13 protein-coding genes are annotated in these 14,516 nt (G+C 49.6%); 2 read left to right on the forward strand and 11 right to left on the reverse strand.

The window, feature by feature from the left end:
- Positions 1 to 13: 13 nt before the first annotated feature.
- The 4 genes from Q0577_RS09720 to Q0577_RS09735 all read right to left on the reverse strand — a co-directional run bounded on the left by Q0577_RS09720 (position 14) and on the right by Q0577_RS09735 (position 7,034).
- The gene (locus Q0577_RS09720) at positions 14 to 1,483 is read right to left on the reverse strand and encodes a RagB/SusD family nutrient uptake outer membrane protein (RefSeq protein WP_298735451.1); all 1,470 of its coding nucleotides are present in this window, start codon (positions 1,481 to 1,483) and stop codon (positions 14 to 16) included.
- Positions 1,484 to 1,506: 23 nt separating this feature from the next.
- On the reverse strand, positions 1,507 to 4,596 hold the full coding sequence (locus Q0577_RS09725) for a TonB-dependent receptor (RefSeq protein WP_298735453.1): 3,090 nt from the start codon (positions 4,594 to 4,596) through the stop codon (positions 1,507 to 1,509).
- Positions 4,597 to 4,942: 346 nt separating this feature from the next.
- The gene (locus Q0577_RS09730) at positions 4,943 to 5,794 is read right to left on the reverse strand and encodes a fumarylacetoacetate hydrolase family protein (protein ID WP_298735455.1); all 852 of its coding nucleotides are present in this window, start codon (positions 5,792 to 5,794) and stop codon (positions 4,943 to 4,945) included.
- A gap of 7 nt (positions 5,795 to 5,801) precedes the next feature.
- Positions 5,802 to 7,034, reverse strand: coding sequence for a DUF6786 family protein (locus Q0577_RS09735; RefSeq protein WP_298735457.1), 1,233 nt, complete (start codon positions 7,032 to 7,034; stop codon positions 5,802 to 5,804).
- 116 nt (positions 7,035 to 7,150) lie between these two features.
- Here Q0577_RS09735 and Q0577_RS09740 point away from each other — a divergent pair, with 116 nt between their 5' ends.
- The gene (locus Q0577_RS09740; protein WP_298735459.1) at positions 7,151 to 7,636 is read left to right on the forward strand and encodes a TlpA disulfide reductase family protein; all 486 of its coding nucleotides are present in this window, start codon (positions 7,151 to 7,153) and stop codon (positions 7,634 to 7,636) included.
- 7 nt (positions 7,637 to 7,643) lie between these two features.
- Entirely contained in the window at positions 7,644 to 8,252 is a 609-nt protein-coding gene (locus Q0577_RS09745; protein WP_298735461.1) for a thioredoxin family protein, read from the forward strand.
- 138 nt (positions 8,253 to 8,390) lie between these two features.
- Here Q0577_RS09745 and Q0577_RS09750 read toward each other — a convergent pair whose 3' ends face one another.
- The 7 genes from Q0577_RS09750 to Q0577_RS09780 all read right to left on the reverse strand — a co-directional run bounded on the left by Q0577_RS09750 (position 8,391) and on the right by Q0577_RS09780 (position 14,163).
- A complete protein-coding gene (locus Q0577_RS09750; RefSeq protein ID WP_298735463.1) occupies positions 8,391 to 8,927 on the reverse strand; it encodes a hypothetical protein in 537 nt (178 codons plus the stop codon).
- A gap of 595 nt (positions 8,928 to 9,522) precedes the next feature.
- Positions 9,523 to 10,062, reverse strand: a complete 540-nt coding sequence (locus Q0577_RS09755) for a TlpA disulfide reductase family protein (RefSeq protein ID WP_298735465.1) — start codon at positions 10,060 to 10,062, stop codon at positions 9,523 to 9,525.
- 92 nt (positions 10,063 to 10,154) lie between these two features.
- Positions 10,155 to 12,377, reverse strand: coding sequence for a transferrin receptor-like dimerization domain-containing protein (locus Q0577_RS09760; protein ID WP_298735468.1), 2,223 nt, complete (start codon positions 12,375 to 12,377; stop codon positions 10,155 to 10,157).
- A gap of 177 nt (positions 12,378 to 12,554) precedes the next feature.
- Positions 12,555 to 12,932 (reverse strand): hypothetical protein, encoded by a 378-nt coding sequence (locus Q0577_RS09765; RefSeq protein ID WP_298735470.1) that lies wholly within the window; start codon positions 12,930 to 12,932, stop codon positions 12,555 to 12,557.
- Positions 12,933 to 13,007: 75 nt separating this feature from the next.
- Entirely contained in the window at positions 13,008 to 13,439 is a 432-nt protein-coding gene (locus Q0577_RS09770; protein ID WP_298735473.1) for a DUF3828 domain-containing protein, read from the reverse strand.
- Positions 13,440 to 13,560: 121 nt separating this feature from the next.
- Positions 13,561 to 13,731 (reverse strand): hypothetical protein, encoded by a 171-nt coding sequence (locus Q0577_RS09775; protein WP_298735475.1) that lies wholly within the window; start codon positions 13,729 to 13,731, stop codon positions 13,561 to 13,563.
- Positions 13,732 to 13,812: 81 nt separating this feature from the next.
- Positions 13,813 to 14,163, reverse strand: a complete 351-nt coding sequence (locus Q0577_RS09780; protein WP_298735477.1) for a hypothetical protein — start codon at positions 14,161 to 14,163, stop codon at positions 13,813 to 13,815.
- Positions 14,164 to 14,516: the final 353 nt, after the last annotated feature.

Genomic DNA, 14,516 nt, shown 5'->3' on the forward strand with positions numbered 1-14,516 from the left:
TCAACAGCTGTCTTTAATAATTCGGGTTCTGCACCAGCACCCCTTTGCTTTTATCTATTTCCTGTTGCGGAATAGGGAAATAATAATGTTTGGGACGAATAAATGTACGCGGTGCACCGCCTACAGCCACCTGTGTACCGTTATAAGATAATTTCGGTTTGTTGTAATAAGTGGTAATGTCTACCAGCTTTACTTTGTCCCAGCGCATCAGGTCCTGGTGACGCTCATTCTCTCCTGCCAGCTCCATACGCCGTTCATGCATCAGTGCGGCAAAATTGGCGCCTGTCAGATCGGGCAGGCCTGCTCGTTTGCGCACCGCATTGATCTCGGCATCGCCGGCGCCGGGACCGCTTGTACGGATCTTGGCTTCCGCCACCAGCAGGTAAATATCAGCAGACCGCAGCAAAGGCGTTTTCATGGAGTAGTCAAGTCCACCGTTGCTAAGCCAGCGGCAGAACTTACGGTAGTGAAAACCAGTGCTGGAAAGGCCGGGATCATACGTTACCACTTCGGTGCCAATGTCTATCTGGTCGCCCTGCTTCATAATGGATACATCTTTTCGGGCATCACCGGTCTCATATTCATCCACAAGGTTTTTCACCGGGAAGAAGAAACTCCAGCCACCCCAGGCGCGTGGAGCGTGGTAAGTAACAAAGTCCGTATAGCCCCACCCGTTCTCTGACTGTACTGCAAATAACATTTCAGAGTTATTGCCGGTGGCGGCGTTAAAATTGTCTACATAGTTGGTGGCCAGCGCGTAATTGGCATTGGTAGTTACCTTCGTGCCGTATTCAATGGCCTTGTCCAGTTTCTCCCAGTACATATACAGTTTGCAGAGCAGGCCCCATGCGGCCCCTTTGCTTACGCGGCCTTTATCGCCGGAGGCATAGGTTTCGGGCAGCAGGTCTGCTGCAGCCAGCAGGTCCTGCTCAATATACTGGCGTACTGTATCAAGACCCGCCTTGGGCTGATTATAATCGCCTGACAACACATGCTCTTCCCTGATAATGGGCACTTCTCCATATATCAGCATGAGGCGCCAGTATGCGTAAGCTCTCAGGAAATGCGCCTCGCCCAGGCAACGGTTCTTGATTTCGGGATCTATATCTGAGATATTGGGGATGTAGATCAAAGCGTTGTTAGCGCGGCTGATCTCTTCATATTTCCATCTCCATCCCACCCTAACGGAGTAGGTAGATGCATCGTATGTGAATTCCTCTATTACCTGGTCATAGTCGTGGTCGCCACCCCGTACCTGGTCATCAGAACAGTTATCGAAGACAAACTCGTTGAAGCCCGTATAATCTTCCTGCAACAGCACCTCGTAAATGCCGGTAATACCATCCAGCGCATCATTCTGGTTGCGCCAGTAGTTGCCGGTGGTGTAGCTGCCCTTGGGCTCAACATCCAGCACATGACAGCCGGCCGCAAACAGCAGCAGTGCGCTGCCTAGCATAGCTGGTATATATCTCTTGCGTTTCATATTCTTCATCATGGTTTAGCAGATTAAAAGTTAAGCGTTGCGCCAAAAGTGATGGTCCTGGCCTGCGGGTAAGCAGCTACATCCACGCCGCGCTGACGGTTACCATCGCCTGTGCCGTTATAACCCAATATGGGTGTAAGGCCGGTATAATCGGTCAGGATAAACAGGTTCTGGGCTGCCACATAAACGCGCATATCGGATATGCCTGTACGCTTCCACACTGCGGCCGGAATAGTATAACCCAGGGAGATATTCCTTAGTGAGAAATAAGCGCCGCTTTCTACAAAACGGTCAGATACCCGGTTATTCTGATTGGCGCTGTTCAGTGTAACGCGGGGAATGGAATTGCTGGTGCCTTCTCCATGCCAGCGGCCCATCATTTCTGCGTACATGTTGTAAGGGTAAGCGGGATCAGTACCCTGCATCCTGTCTGCATTGTACAGCTGCACACCTGCTACGCCTGCAAAAGACAGGCTCAGGTCAAATCCTTTATAGCTGGCGCCGGCTTGTATACCGTAGGTTACATCCGGGTTGGGACTGCCCAGGAAAGTGCGGTCGTCCTCATCTATTATACCATCCGGTTTTCCATCTGGACCAGCAACATCCAGGAAGATAACATCCCCTGGCCTGATCTGCGATCTGCGGCTGTCATTGGCTATATTGGGATCATTGTCGATCTGTGCCTGGTTCTGGTAAATTCCGCCTGTTTTCCAGCCATAGAACGCAGCGATAGGCTGCCCCTCATAGGTGCGGGAGATCTCTGCGCCCTGGCGGCCGTAAAGCGTGGAACCGATGTAAGTACCTTCTTCATACAACCTGGTTACCCTGTTCTTAATAAAGGATGCATTGGCGCTTATATTATAGCTGAAATCCTTATTGCCGCCCTGGTAGCTCAGTTCTACTTCCCATCCCTTGTTGTTCATCTCACCGATGTTACGGTCAGGTATACCGGAGGTGCCATGCACGTCCAGCGCGGGCGCGGGCACCAGCATATCCCGGGTGTTCTTATTGAACCAGGTGATAACTGCATTCAGCTTATTATCCAGGAAGCCGGCTTCCAGGCTGATGTTGGTCATCTCGGCCTTTTCCCAGGTAATATCCGGATTGGCCAGGCGGGACGCCCATATACCGGTGAGCGGGTTGCCGCCGAAGGAGTAGCGCCTGTCGCGGTTGATAGGCGCCAGGAACTGGAATTCTGCTACATTCTGGTTACCCAGCTGGCCCCAGCCGCCGGTAAGCTTCACGCTGCTCACAGCACTGGGTGCAATATTTTCCTTAAACCAGTTCTCATCAGATATCCGCCATCCCAGTGAGAAGGCCGGGAAATAACCCCAGCGTTTATCTTTAGGGAAACGGGAAGAACCATCCGCACGGAAAGTGGCGGTCAGCAGGTACCTGTCCTTATACCCGTAAAACCCTCTTACAAATCCCGATGCCAGCGCATTTTGCGGGATGAAGTTTCCGTTGATGCCATGATAATCATTCACGTTGTCGAGCACACGCTGACCGGGCGCCTCGTCATTCAGGCCCCAGCCTTCTGCCCGGAAGAAATAGCCTTTCTGTGTTTGTACGGAATAACCACCGGTTACCGTTATACGATGATTTTGTGCCAGCAGTTTATTATAGGTAAGGAATACTTCTCCCAGCTCAGCATTACTGCTTTCACTGCGGTTCCAGAGTTCTGCCTGCGCGCGGGTACGGGTCTGATCCAGCACCTTGGGCACAAAGCTGTACTGGTTAAAGATGGTGCCATCATAACCGTAATTACCCCGCAGGGTGAGACCATCCAGTATTTCCAGTTCCGCATACACATTACCCAGCAGGCGGTAGTTCTTGTTCCAGCCATCACTGGTCTGCAGGGTGTACACCGGGTTATTAATGTCTCCCAGTTCGTTGCTGGCTTTGGATGAACCGTAGCTGCCATCGTCATTGTGCACGGGGATGGCCGGGTTAAAACGCAGAGTGCTGAAAAGCAGGCCTGTTTGTGAAGAATAGGTATCAAAGCCCCAGTTTTCTTTGTAGGTGAGCTGCAGGTTCTCTCCTACCTTCAGGCGTTTGCCAATTTTATGCTCTGAGTTGATACGTACGGTAAATCTTTTGAAATAGCTGTTCTCTACAATACCTTTCTCATCATAGTAACCGCCGCTGAACATATAGGTAGAGGTTTGGTTACCGCCACGTACGTTAACGTCTGCATTGGTGATCTTACCGGTGCCAAATACGGCATCCTGCCAATCGGTACGTTGTGTAGCGTAGTACGGGTTTTGCCAGATCGGGTCTATGGCCACCCCATCATTGGTATAACGTTCCTGTTTCAGCGTTACCAGCTCGGGCGCGGTAAGCAAAGGAATAGTGCGGATGGCATTGGTAAAGCCGCGGTACACATTGGCGGAAGCACGCAGCTTCTCCCCGTAGTTGCCTTTCTTTGTAGTGATAATGATCACACCATTTGCAGCACGGGTACCATAGATGGCCGAAGAAGATGCATCTTTCAGCACTTCCATGGAAGCAATATCGTTAGGGTTCACATCATTGATGCCCGTTGCAGGCACGCCGTCTATTACGATCAGCGGTTCCGCATTATTGATGGTGCCCGTACCGCGGATACGAATACTGGGCGTGGTACCGGGAGAAGCGTCAGAGCGTACGATATCTACACCGGTGGCACGACCCTGCAAGGCCTGTGCGGCGTCGCTCACCGGCAGGTTCTTGATATCCGTGCCTTTGATCGAGGAGATGGTTCCTGTAACGTCGCGGCGCGTTTGTGTACCATAACCAACTACCAGTACTTCATTCAATCCTTTACTGGCCACTTCAAGTGCAATGTTAATGTTGGACTGATCTCCGATGGTGAAGGTTTGCTGGCGATACCCTACATAAGAAAAGCTTAAAGCCCTTACTCCGGCGGGTACCTGCAGGGAAAAACGGCCATTTGCATCCGTTACGCCGCCGCCCGGCGCTCCCTGCATCGTAATCGTCACCCCGGGTAAACCGGTGCTGTCTGCTGTACTGGTAACCTTACCAGTAATGACACGTTGGGCCAACACCGTTCCTGCAGACAGGCAAAGCATGGCAAGAAAGAAGCATAGCTTCCATGAGTAGCTTTTTTGCATAGCTGAAAAATAAAAAGGTAATAAAACGATTTAGCGATCTGGCCTGATTACAGCCTGGCACACATTTCACGACTTTTCATCTACTGGTTGATCTGCTGCACTCCCCGACTTGATTAATTTCAGAAATTAATGACGTGTAAATTTTTCATTGTTCCCCATCCTTTAATGCTGCTTTATAAAGTTAAACGATGGATCAAAAATAATATGATAGTATTTTACCTGGGTGAAATGCTGTATTACCTATATGTTAAGCTTAACACCCTCAAAAAAAGAAACGGCTTAACCAAACAGGGTTAAGCCGTTTCCTGGTATAAATGTAATAACTTCTTTTAATTATGCAAGGCTTTTATTTTTTGATGGCAATGGTGTTGACAAGTTTACCAATAGGCGCTATGCTGATCTCCACCACATCGTTTTCCTGCAGGGTAAAACTACTGTCGGGTACCAGGCAGGTACCGGTCATCAGGTAGCAGCCCTGGGGAAAATCGCATTCGCGGAAAAGATATCCCGCCAGCTCTTCATGCCCGCGCTTCATCTGGCTGATCGGCACGGCATCATCATACCGAACCTCTCCATCGCGAAGTATCTGCATCGTTATCGAGGTGGTAGCCGGCAGCGGCGCTTCGGGCACCAGCAAACAAGGCCCTATAGCAGCGCTCTTTTCATACACCTTGGCCTGGGGCAGGTACAGGGGGTTCTCCCCTTCTATACTGCGGGAGCTCATATCATTACCGATCGTATAGCCCTGGATGTCGCCGGTACGGTTCATGAACAGGGTCAGCTCCGGTTCGGGCACATTCCAGGTAGAATCTTTGCGGATATACACCGCCTGACCGTGCCCGGAGGTACGCTGGGCAATAGCCTTGAAAAAAAGTTCGGGCCGGTCGGCTTCATATACCATATCGTAAAAGGTGGCGCCGCCCGATACTTCTGATTCTTCCATACGGGCCACCTTACTACGGAAATAAGTAACGCCGGCCGCCCAGATCTCCTGTGTGCCGATGGGCGGCAGCAGGCCGCTGCGGATAGCTTCTTCTGCGCCAGTGTCGGGGCTTAGTGAACCAAGTGCCGTACGAAGGCTGTTAAAGAGTTCAGGACTGTTTACCAATGCATCCCAATCCTGCTCCATCTTGTAGTAACGGTCCTGGTAGTACGCAAAAATGCCGCTGAGGGTCTTATACAAGCGAATAAATTCCATGGTACTGTTATTTTTTATTGAAAGCGTCAGCAATGTTTTGAATGGATAGATGCCATAAACGTTGCGCCAGGCTATCCATGGAGGCACGGTCGCCTTCCAGGTGAACGGTGGTCTGGCGGTACACCATTGAGTCTCCCGGCGATAAGGGCCGGGCTGCAGAAGAAGATTCCAGCTCATAGAAGGGCCCCATCTGCCCGCCGTCTTCCAGCGGGCCGTCGTTATAGCAATTTGCTACATCGCCGCTATAGGGCTCCTGCTGGTGTTCCCACTTCGAATTCACATAAGCCCCCGAAGGATCAATTGAGAACAGGATGAGCGTAATGGCTCCGCTTTCCGTATCTATGCTGCCTGACAGCGGCAGCGCTATTTCGGGCGCCAGGCCTGTTTTACCGCGGCGGCGGCCATCGGCTTTCATCAGCAGCAGGCTGTCGCGTATCTGCAGATACTCCGGCGGGATCTTGCCAAAATAATCATCATTGATATAATCACGGGCTGCGGGCAATGGTTTGAACGGCACTACGATCACCGTTTTATCTGATGGTGTGAACATACCCAGCAGCCAGATAGACAGCAGGCCTGCATCCTTGCTCCAGGTGTTGGTACCCGTATTGGTCACCGTGTTCTCTGTTTCATAGGCTACACTGGCAAGGCCCGCCGGCAGCGCTGTTCCCAGCCGTGACACGATCTCCGCCCTCCTCAGCAAACTGATCCTGCGGCGGATGCCGATATGAAAAGTAGTACCGGCATAGTTTTGCAACGTGCCCTGTTTGGTATATACCACTTCCTGGTTGCTACGATAAGCTTCTTCAAAATAAGCGGTATCTATCAGGCCAGGCGTTTGCCAGTATTGATATTCGAACGCCTTACCGGGAGGAAAGAACAAGGCGTACTGGCCGCCTTCAGGCCCCAGCCAGAAACGCTCCTCTCCGCCAAAGGCATTGATATGCGGCTGGTAGGTCCCGGAATCTATCAGTGCGTAGTTGATCCATCCATAGCTTTTACCACCCAGTCCCCTGGCAGAGCTGGTCATCACACGGGCCTGGTAATCTCCCGCCACAATCACCATGCTGCTGTCCTCCTGGCTTTTCAGCAATACCATATTGCCAAGATGGTGGTGCAGGAAGTTAAGGTCCTGGTCAAAGGTGGCGGCATCATTCCCGGTGGTTTCCGGCGGTTTGCTGCCGGTATTACAGGCGAATAGCATGGAAACAAGGGGGATTATCAGTAAGATGTTTTTCATACGTTGTCTTAAGATAGTAATTAATTGTTAAAAAGCTGCATCTGCCCCGCCTGCCATTCATCAATTTAAATAGCCTGTTTGCCTGCTTCTTTGTAACTTTTATATATGCGTGCTATATGTTGCTGAAACTGGGATTATATACCGCTTTATTGAATACCCTGCTGCTGCATGCCATGGCGCAACAGGTTTCGCTGGTTACGGTAGATGAGCTCGAGCATCGTTTTACCGCAGGCGGCGATACTACCTACATCGTAAACTTCTGGGCCACCTGGTGCAGCCCCTGTGTAGACGAGTTACCGCAATTTGAAAAATTTGGCGTGACCCATAAAGATGAGCCCGTGAAGATATTACTGGTCAGCGTGGATGCAAGATCCAAACTACGCACCAATGTGATCCCGTTCATGCAGAAAGTACAGCTGCATAACGAAGTGCTGCTGTTGAACGAAACTAACCAGCAGGAATATATAGACCGCATCAGCCCGGAATGGTCAGGCAGCCTGCCGGCCACGCTTTTTGTAAATAAAGGAAAACAGTTGCGCCGTTTCCAGGAAAAGGAATTCACCTATGACCAATTGGTAACAATTTACAGATCATTAAAATAAAACCGTTATGCGAAGCTTACTCATGCTCTCTCTGCTCGTGCTGGGCATTACTGCCCATGCACAGGAAACAGGTTACCAGGTAGGCGATGTGGTAACCGATTTTAACCTGAAAAATATAGACAACAAGAACATTTCACTGTCCAGCTACCCTGATGCCAAAGGGTATATTGTTATTTTCGGCTGTAATACCTGTCCGGTATCCCGCGGTTATGAGAACAGGATGGTAGCGCTGCAACAGCAGTTTGGGACCAAAGGCTACCCGGTGATCATGATCAACCCCAACGACCCGGAAGCACAACAGGGCGAAGCTTTTGAAGATATGCAGCAACACTATAAGAAAAGCAGCCTGAACTTTCCTTACCTGGAAGATCCCGGACAGGTAGTTACCCGCCGTTTCGGCGCTTTACGCACCCCACACGTATTTGTGCTGCAGAAAAACAATAAGGATGTGAAAGTAGCTTATATCGGCGCGATAGATAATGATCCGGACAATGATAACGGCAGCAGGATCAACTACGTGCAAAATGCCGTGAACGCGTTGATGGCAGGAAAACAGCCGGAGCCGCCTTTTACAAAGGCAGTGGGTTGCGGGGTGAAGTCGAAGAGAAGCAGTTAGCTATCAGCTTTTAGCTATTGGCTATTGCTTAAAAATAGTAAAGTCCATAGCGTTCGACAGAGATCCTGAGATATCGGTCGGGAGCTATGGACTTCTTAATTTATACGCGGCAGCTAGCAGCTAGCAACCAGCAGTTGTTTAGAAATTCCATCCGGCTTTCAGGCCCCAGAAGCCAATATTCTGCTCGCTTTTGTACCAGCCTTCGTATTTGGCCTGGAAGTCAAAGCCGAGTATACGGATACCAACTCCGGGAGAGAAGATAACGGCAGAACCGTCTGCACCATCGCCGATGTAATTGGCTGCACCGCTTTCAAGTTTCACATATAACAGGGGAATGGGAAATTTATATTTCAGACCAACACGTACAGGCACCGCCTGCAGGGCGTCTACCTTGGCAGCGCCAATACCAGGCACCTCTATCTCCTTACCCCCAAAACGCATATAGCTTACAGAACCGGTTACGGCCAGGCCGCCTATCAGCTTGATGTCTGCGCCTAATCCAGCGCCAATGCCGGTGTTATGTGTATCGCTCAGGTCACCGGTAGGAATACCCGCTTCAATAAAGGGACCGATACTGAATCGTTTAAGGGGATTAAGCTGTGCATGAGATAAATTGCTGCTCAGACACAGGACCAGCAACATACCGGTAATGATAGAAAAGGTCTTTTTCATCATGTAGCATTTAGTTTTTACAGGAAAGGTTATTATAAATTTTGCGTAAATGTAAATAAATGATTCGGAATTTCTTGCTTACCATTATAAAAAATTAGCCTTATACATAGCTAAGACCAAATTTCGAGCCAGGCCGTAGGCCTCCTGCCTTTTTCCGTATCAGCCGGTAAAAATAACCTGTCCTAACCCGTGTAATGTCCGATGTTATTTGTATTTTCTTCGACCCATATTGCATCCGCCTACCTGGATCTGCTATAGATGTTATGTAGATGTTATGTAGATGTTATGTAGATGTTATGTCCCTTTAAAAGGACAGCACATCTACGGCTCTGATAGGGCGATGATACAGCGTATATAGGAATCTGAATGCAAGTTCCATCGGGAGCTGCCGCTATATTTGCCGCGTTTTACCGGAAAATCACAGAAACCAGCCGCCAATATCGGGCGTCCCACCCTGCAACTTCCCTGTTCATCAATGTAAAGGTAAATTACGACCTCCATTTTGAAGTCAGTATTGCCTGTAATCACGGAGGCCTGCGGCCGTGGACGCGAAATGTAACAGCCGGCTTCCAGACTTAATCTGCGGTTGTATGGCTGTTTACAACAAGCCCTCGATCACCTTTACCATCTCCTTAAACTCTGCCGGGTCATACAAGCGGGTAAGGAATGCAATATTCCCTTGCTTATCAATAACAACGTTGCGGGTAACGCCGGCCTTTTTATCGGCAAAGCGGCCAAAAATATCAGCTCCCGGGTCAAGGGCCAATGGGTATGTGATGGACATGTCCTGCTGGAATTGCTGTACCTTCTCCAGCGGTTCGTCGCGGTCTACGCCAATAAGTACCAGGTTTTTGTCTTTATAAGCCTGCCATACGTCTTTTTCCAGGTGGGGCATTTCTTCGCGGCATACTTTGCACCAGCTGGCGGTGAACTGTAACACCACTACTTTACCCTGTAATTCCCGGAGGGTTGTTTTGCGGCCGTCGGCATATACCAATTGAAAATCGGCAGGCGCTTTATCACCGGTTTTAACAATATAGCCACGGGTATCAATGGCGGCCTGATCGGCAGACTCCTGGGCAAACAATGCGCTGGCGCAGAGGGTAAGGGCCGCCGTGAATGCTGGTAATTTTTTCATGCTCAAAAGATTCAGATCGAATAAATATTGGTTGGTTATAGCTGACGGATTATCCGCCTGGTGGCACAGCGGACAATCCGTTGATGGTTATACTATCTGATCAGTGTGGTGATCTCGTCCAGCTTTGCGCTCAAACGGTTCACGGCTGCGGCAGCCACCTGGATCTGTTCCCGGGCTTCCTTCCAGTTACGTTGTTCAATCGCTTCGCGTACACCCGGTAACGTTTTTACGCCATAGCCGGTGTAAAAGCCGGGGGCATAGATGGTGTGTTTATACCAGGAACGGCGCGGCAGACCGCCATCTGTGAGCAGGCTTTGTTCTGCCTTATACAGCGCTTCGTTGAGGCTTTGCCGTGCGGCAGGACTGATAGTGCTTTTAGCCAGGGAATCGGCCAGTTTGGCGCTGGCTCTGTCCAGTGCCACCAGGGCGTTCTGCAGCGCAGAGAAATCAATGTAAGGCACTGCATCTTTTTCCGCCGGCACTGTAAAAGGTTTGGTAGGATCGGCAGCCAGCTGGTAGGTATGTTCTTTGATCAGGCGGTTTTCCAGCAGGGTGCTTTCGCGCAGCTGGTCGGTTTGATCCGTGATATCTTTTACATAGCTGTGGATCGTTTTATACAGATCACTGAAGTCGAAAGGCAGCACATCGGCATCTGCCAGGCGAAGGGCAGCGCGGCCGGCTACTTTAGATAAAGCTACGCCATAGTGAAAGCCGGGATCTTTAAAACGGGTGTAATCGTCGTAAGAATCGTATACAGAATGGTATTCGCCGCCGTCATCCTCTCCGCCAAAGCCCAGGTTAAGCGAAGGGATGCCAAGGTGCTGGAAGAACGGAGAATAGTCGGAGCCGGATCCGAGGGCGCCCAGGGTGAGCGACTTCTTCTCCAGCTGCTCCTTTCTTTTTGCCGGGACAGCTCTCAATACCTGCGCTGCTTTCAGTCTTTCGTATATGCTTACCTGCGTTTGCGGATCGGTCACATCTTTTGCAATTCCGTCCATCAGCTTTGTCAGCGCGTGGGAGCCGCCTGCGCCAAGGAAGCCGCGGCCGTTGCCGTCTGTATTGATATAGGCCACTGCTTTCTGCTGCAGTTCTGCAGCATGATCTTCTACCCATTCGGTAGAGCCTAAAAGGCCGGGCTCTTCGCCATCCCAGGCGCAGTATACCAGGGTACGTTTAGGTTTGTAACCGTTCTTTACCAGGGCGCCAATGGCTTTCGCTTCTTCGAGCATGGAGGCCAGTCCGCTGACAGGGTCTCCTGCCCCATTCACCCAGGCATCGTGGTGATTGCCCCGTACTACCCACTGATCAGGGTATTCAGCGCCTTTGATGGTAGCGATCACGTCATGGGCCGCTACGATGTTCCAGTTACTTTCCACCTGCAGATGCACGGTAGCTTTTCCGGGACCGGTATGATAGGTAACAGGCAGCGCCCCTCTCCAGTCTTCCGGCACTACCGGACCTTCCAGGGCGGCCAGTAAGGGTTGCGCATCGTGATAGCTGATGGGCAGCACCGGTATTTTCAGGATAGTGGGTGCGGCAGTACGTTCCAGCCTTTTGGCATTTGCCGTAGCGCCGATGCCGGGAGTAAGCGGGTCACCGGGATAGATCACCATGTCCATAACTGAACCGCGTTGCACCCCGTGCTCATTTTTGAAAGCGCCCCGGGGATATACATCCCCTTTATAATACCCATCTTCTTTGGGATCTGAATATATGATGCAGCCGATAGCGCCATGTTCAGCAGCCACTTTTGGTTTGATACCTCTCCAGGAGCGGCCGTAACGGGCGATAACGATCTTGCCTTTCACGTCTATCCCTAAACGCTCCAGCTGCTCGTAGTCGGCAGGGAGGCCATAGTTCACATACACCAGTTGCGCGGTCACGTTACCATCGCCGCTCCAGGCGTTATAGGTAGGCAGCTGGCCATCCTGTCCGGAGGTAGCGTCTTCTTTCAGCGCCGGCTCTTTCAGGAGGGCAGTATACTTTGTGGGGCCGGTCATCTCCAGCACCCTTGTTTTGGGGGTTGGGAACAGTACCTGGTAGGTTTCGATCCGGGCGTCCCATCCGTAGCTTTTAAACTGGTTGAGGATCTTTTCGGCTATTACCTTGCCTTCCGGGGCGCCCACGTTGTGCGGTTTTGCGGAGAATGCTTTGATATTTTCACCGATGTGTGTGCTGCTGAGCTGCTGATCAAAATCCGCTTCAAGCCGGGCATTGTTTCCTTTAGTACCGTTGGCCTTCTCCTGTGCAACTATGGATTGGTTCAGCCCCAGCGCAAGGGCAGCGGCCATGGCAAGCGTAATAGGTCTTCTCATGTTGTTGATTTAAAGGCAGATGTTATGCAGGTTATTGAATTTGGTTGATGCAGGCGGCTGTAGTCCACCGATCCTGTGGACAATTATACGGCGAATAGTTTTATTATGCAAGGGGAAAGTTGTGTTTGATAAGGGGGAGGTAACAGTGGTTTGTATGCTGGTGACCATCATAAGTCATTAAGGCCTGGTAGTGTCGGGGCGCTGGGGAGAAATACTATCAGCAGGAATGATATTGGCAGAGTCAACACGGGTAGAGTCCCTGGTTTTACCGGTGAGGATACTGTCTGCCTGCATGGGACTGATACGGGTATTGGGAGCGTTGCGTTCCTGGCGGGTCATGGTGCCCATTTTTTCCATGTCTTTCAATTCCTTTTTACTGAAGAGTTGCTGCGGATGTTTTTCCCGGCGAAGGCCCTCATCAAAGCGGGATTCCGCCCCAATACGGGGCGCCTGGTAAACACGTTCTTTACGTTCAAAGGTCTGGCGGACACGGGCGCAGCTGAATAACAGTAACGCAAACAGGAATATGGTCACTATCTGCCGGGGTAGACGCATACAGATTATGTTTAATTAGATATGGATATAGCAATGACTCTAAGGGGATAACGGGTATTTGCAGAAGTTTATTGCCTAGTAAACAATGGCATCTATCTTATACCGCTCTTTTTCTTTGATGACTATCAGCTTGACGGTTGTTTTGGTTTTGGTATCGCTATCCAATAAAGAAATAATATATCCATCCTTTTTCCGTTGTGGGTCTTTGCTGACAGAAAGCGTTTTCAACCAGTCTTCATCGGCATCGCGGGCATTTAGGAATGGATCATAATCCAGCTCCGCACTTTCTATCTTATTCAAAAGCCCGGTAGTACAATACTGCTTCCGGATGGAATGCAGTTTCTTTTCACTAGATGAAGATTTCAGCATCTCCCTGATGTACTCTTTATAGAACTGTTTTAGCATCTCCATGGAAGCATCACTGGGTGCTGCGGCATGCACGGGCATGTGAAAGTTCAACAACCCGAAAGCGGCAATAAGAAATGAGATCAGGAGTGTAGGTTTCATGTAATAAATTTAATAACAAAATGGATATTTTGTTATTGGAAGTTATTGGGATGGGTATACCTGAAAATATCTCTTAAATAACAAAGCCCCCGCACGATCGTTGCGGGCTTTGTCGACTGATTCAGCCCTCTTCTACATATTTATTTAATACTTTTATCAAAGCTTTTTCTAGCTGATCCTCATCTGCTCTAATCATTTCTCTTTTTCCATTTTCCTTTACACTTTCAAAACAATTAATCAGTTCCGTAAGAGAGGGAAACTCTTTTGCCAGTGTGTTCTTTATAAGCTTCATAATTTATTTAACTAATTTTTTAGCGATTTCCGAAACATCACTAATTTCTCCGGTTGCTACTTGGGTCGCAGTGTTCATCATTTACTCGCGGCCTGCTGTTTTTAAGCCGTTTTGTTCGGCAAATGACTGAAATGCAGCGACGGCTTCTTTTGTTCCATCAATAAACATATGCCCTGCGGAGATTGACCTAAATATTGAAGCCCCCTGATCAGCAGTGGCATCATAATACATCGTTGTATTGATTGCCGTAGATGGGTGTCCATTAAGTAAGACTCCGCCTCCATTAGTAGCTTTGTTAAGATTTATTATTTCGTCTGCAAAAGCCGACGGATCAAATGTCGCGGCTTTAGCAACAGTCTGCTCTGCTCCACGAGTTAGCATGCCTTCTGCCATGCCAGCCAGCTCCCCCAATATTTGGAACGCTTTACCCATAGGTATAGCGGATAAAACACCTACCGCAGCTTCTCCACTATTCACTGGCTTACCTGTTTGAATATCCTTTCCTGTTACAATAGCCTGGCCACCATTAACTGTAGCATAAACAGGATTTAGATTTTGATTTACTCCTGCGACAAATTCATTTAACGTATTTACAGCATATTGCCCGGCAAACTTAAGAGAAGACTTAACATCTGTAGGCTTAGTTAATTTGTAGTTCTACCGCTTACCATTCCAACCTTAACAATTGGATCGTTTGGACTCCGGGTACATCCCCTAAAAAGTCATTATCCCGGTAAGCTAACGACGAAGTACATCTTTTAGCGGTACAGTGGTTCTTCTAACTT

This window comes from uncultured Chitinophaga sp. (genome assembly GCF_937898475.1).
In the GTDB taxonomy this organism is placed as follows: domain Bacteria; phylum Bacteroidota; class Bacteroidia; order Chitinophagales; family Chitinophagaceae; genus Chitinophaga.

What these genes read in the sequence shown, in the direction of transcription:
- Q0577_RS09745 (WP_298735461.1), top strand. Translation starts at nt 7,644, where the DNA reads ATGCGAAGCTTACTCATGCTCTCTCTGCTCGTGCTGGGCATTACTGCC.
- Q0577_RS09730 (WP_298735455.1), bottom strand. Translation starts at nt 5,794, where the DNA reads ATGGAATTTATTCGCTTGTATAAGACCCTCAGCGGCATTTTTGCGTAC.
- Q0577_RS09740 (WP_298735459.1), top strand. Translation starts at nt 7,151, where the DNA reads ATGTTGCTGAAACTGGGATTATATACCGCTTTATTGAATACCCTGCTG.
- Q0577_RS09765 (WP_298735470.1), bottom strand. Translation starts at nt 12,932, where the DNA reads ATGCGTCTACCCCGGCAGATAGTGACCATATTCCTGTTTGCGTTACTG.
- Q0577_RS09750 (WP_298735463.1), bottom strand. Translation starts at nt 8,927, where the DNA reads ATGATGAAAAAGACCTTTTCTATCATTACCGGTATGTTGCTGGTCCTG.
- Q0577_RS09770 (WP_298735473.1), bottom strand. Translation starts at nt 13,439, where the DNA reads ATGAAACCTACACTCCTGATCTCATTTCTTATTGCCGCTTTCGGGTTG.
- Q0577_RS09775 (WP_298735475.1), bottom strand. Translation starts at nt 13,731, where the DNA reads ATGAAGCTTATAAAGAACACACTGGCAAAAGAGTTTCCCTCTCTTACG.
- Q0577_RS09725 (WP_298735453.1), bottom strand. Translation starts at nt 4,596, where the DNA reads ATGCAAAAAAGCTACTCATGGAAGCTATGCTTCTTTCTTGCCATGCTT.
- Q0577_RS09755 (WP_298735465.1), bottom strand. Translation starts at nt 10,062, where the DNA reads ATGAAAAAATTACCAGCATTCACGGCGGCCCTTACCCTCTGCGCCAGC.
- Q0577_RS09760 (WP_298735468.1), bottom strand. Translation starts at nt 12,377, where the DNA reads ATGAGAAGACCTATTACGCTTGCCATGGCCGCTGCCCTTGCGCTGGGG.
- Q0577_RS09735 (WP_298735457.1), bottom strand. Translation starts at nt 7,034, where the DNA reads ATGAAAAACATCTTACTGATAATCCCCCTTGTTTCCATGCTATTCGCC.
- Q0577_RS09720 (WP_298735451.1), bottom strand. Translation starts at nt 1,483, where the DNA reads ATGAAACGCAAGAGATATATACCAGCTATGCTAGGCAGCGCACTGCTG.
- Q0577_RS09780 (WP_298735477.1), bottom strand. Translation starts at nt 14,163, where the DNA reads ATGGGTAAAGCGTTCCAAATATTGGGGGAGCTGGCTGGCATGGCAGAA.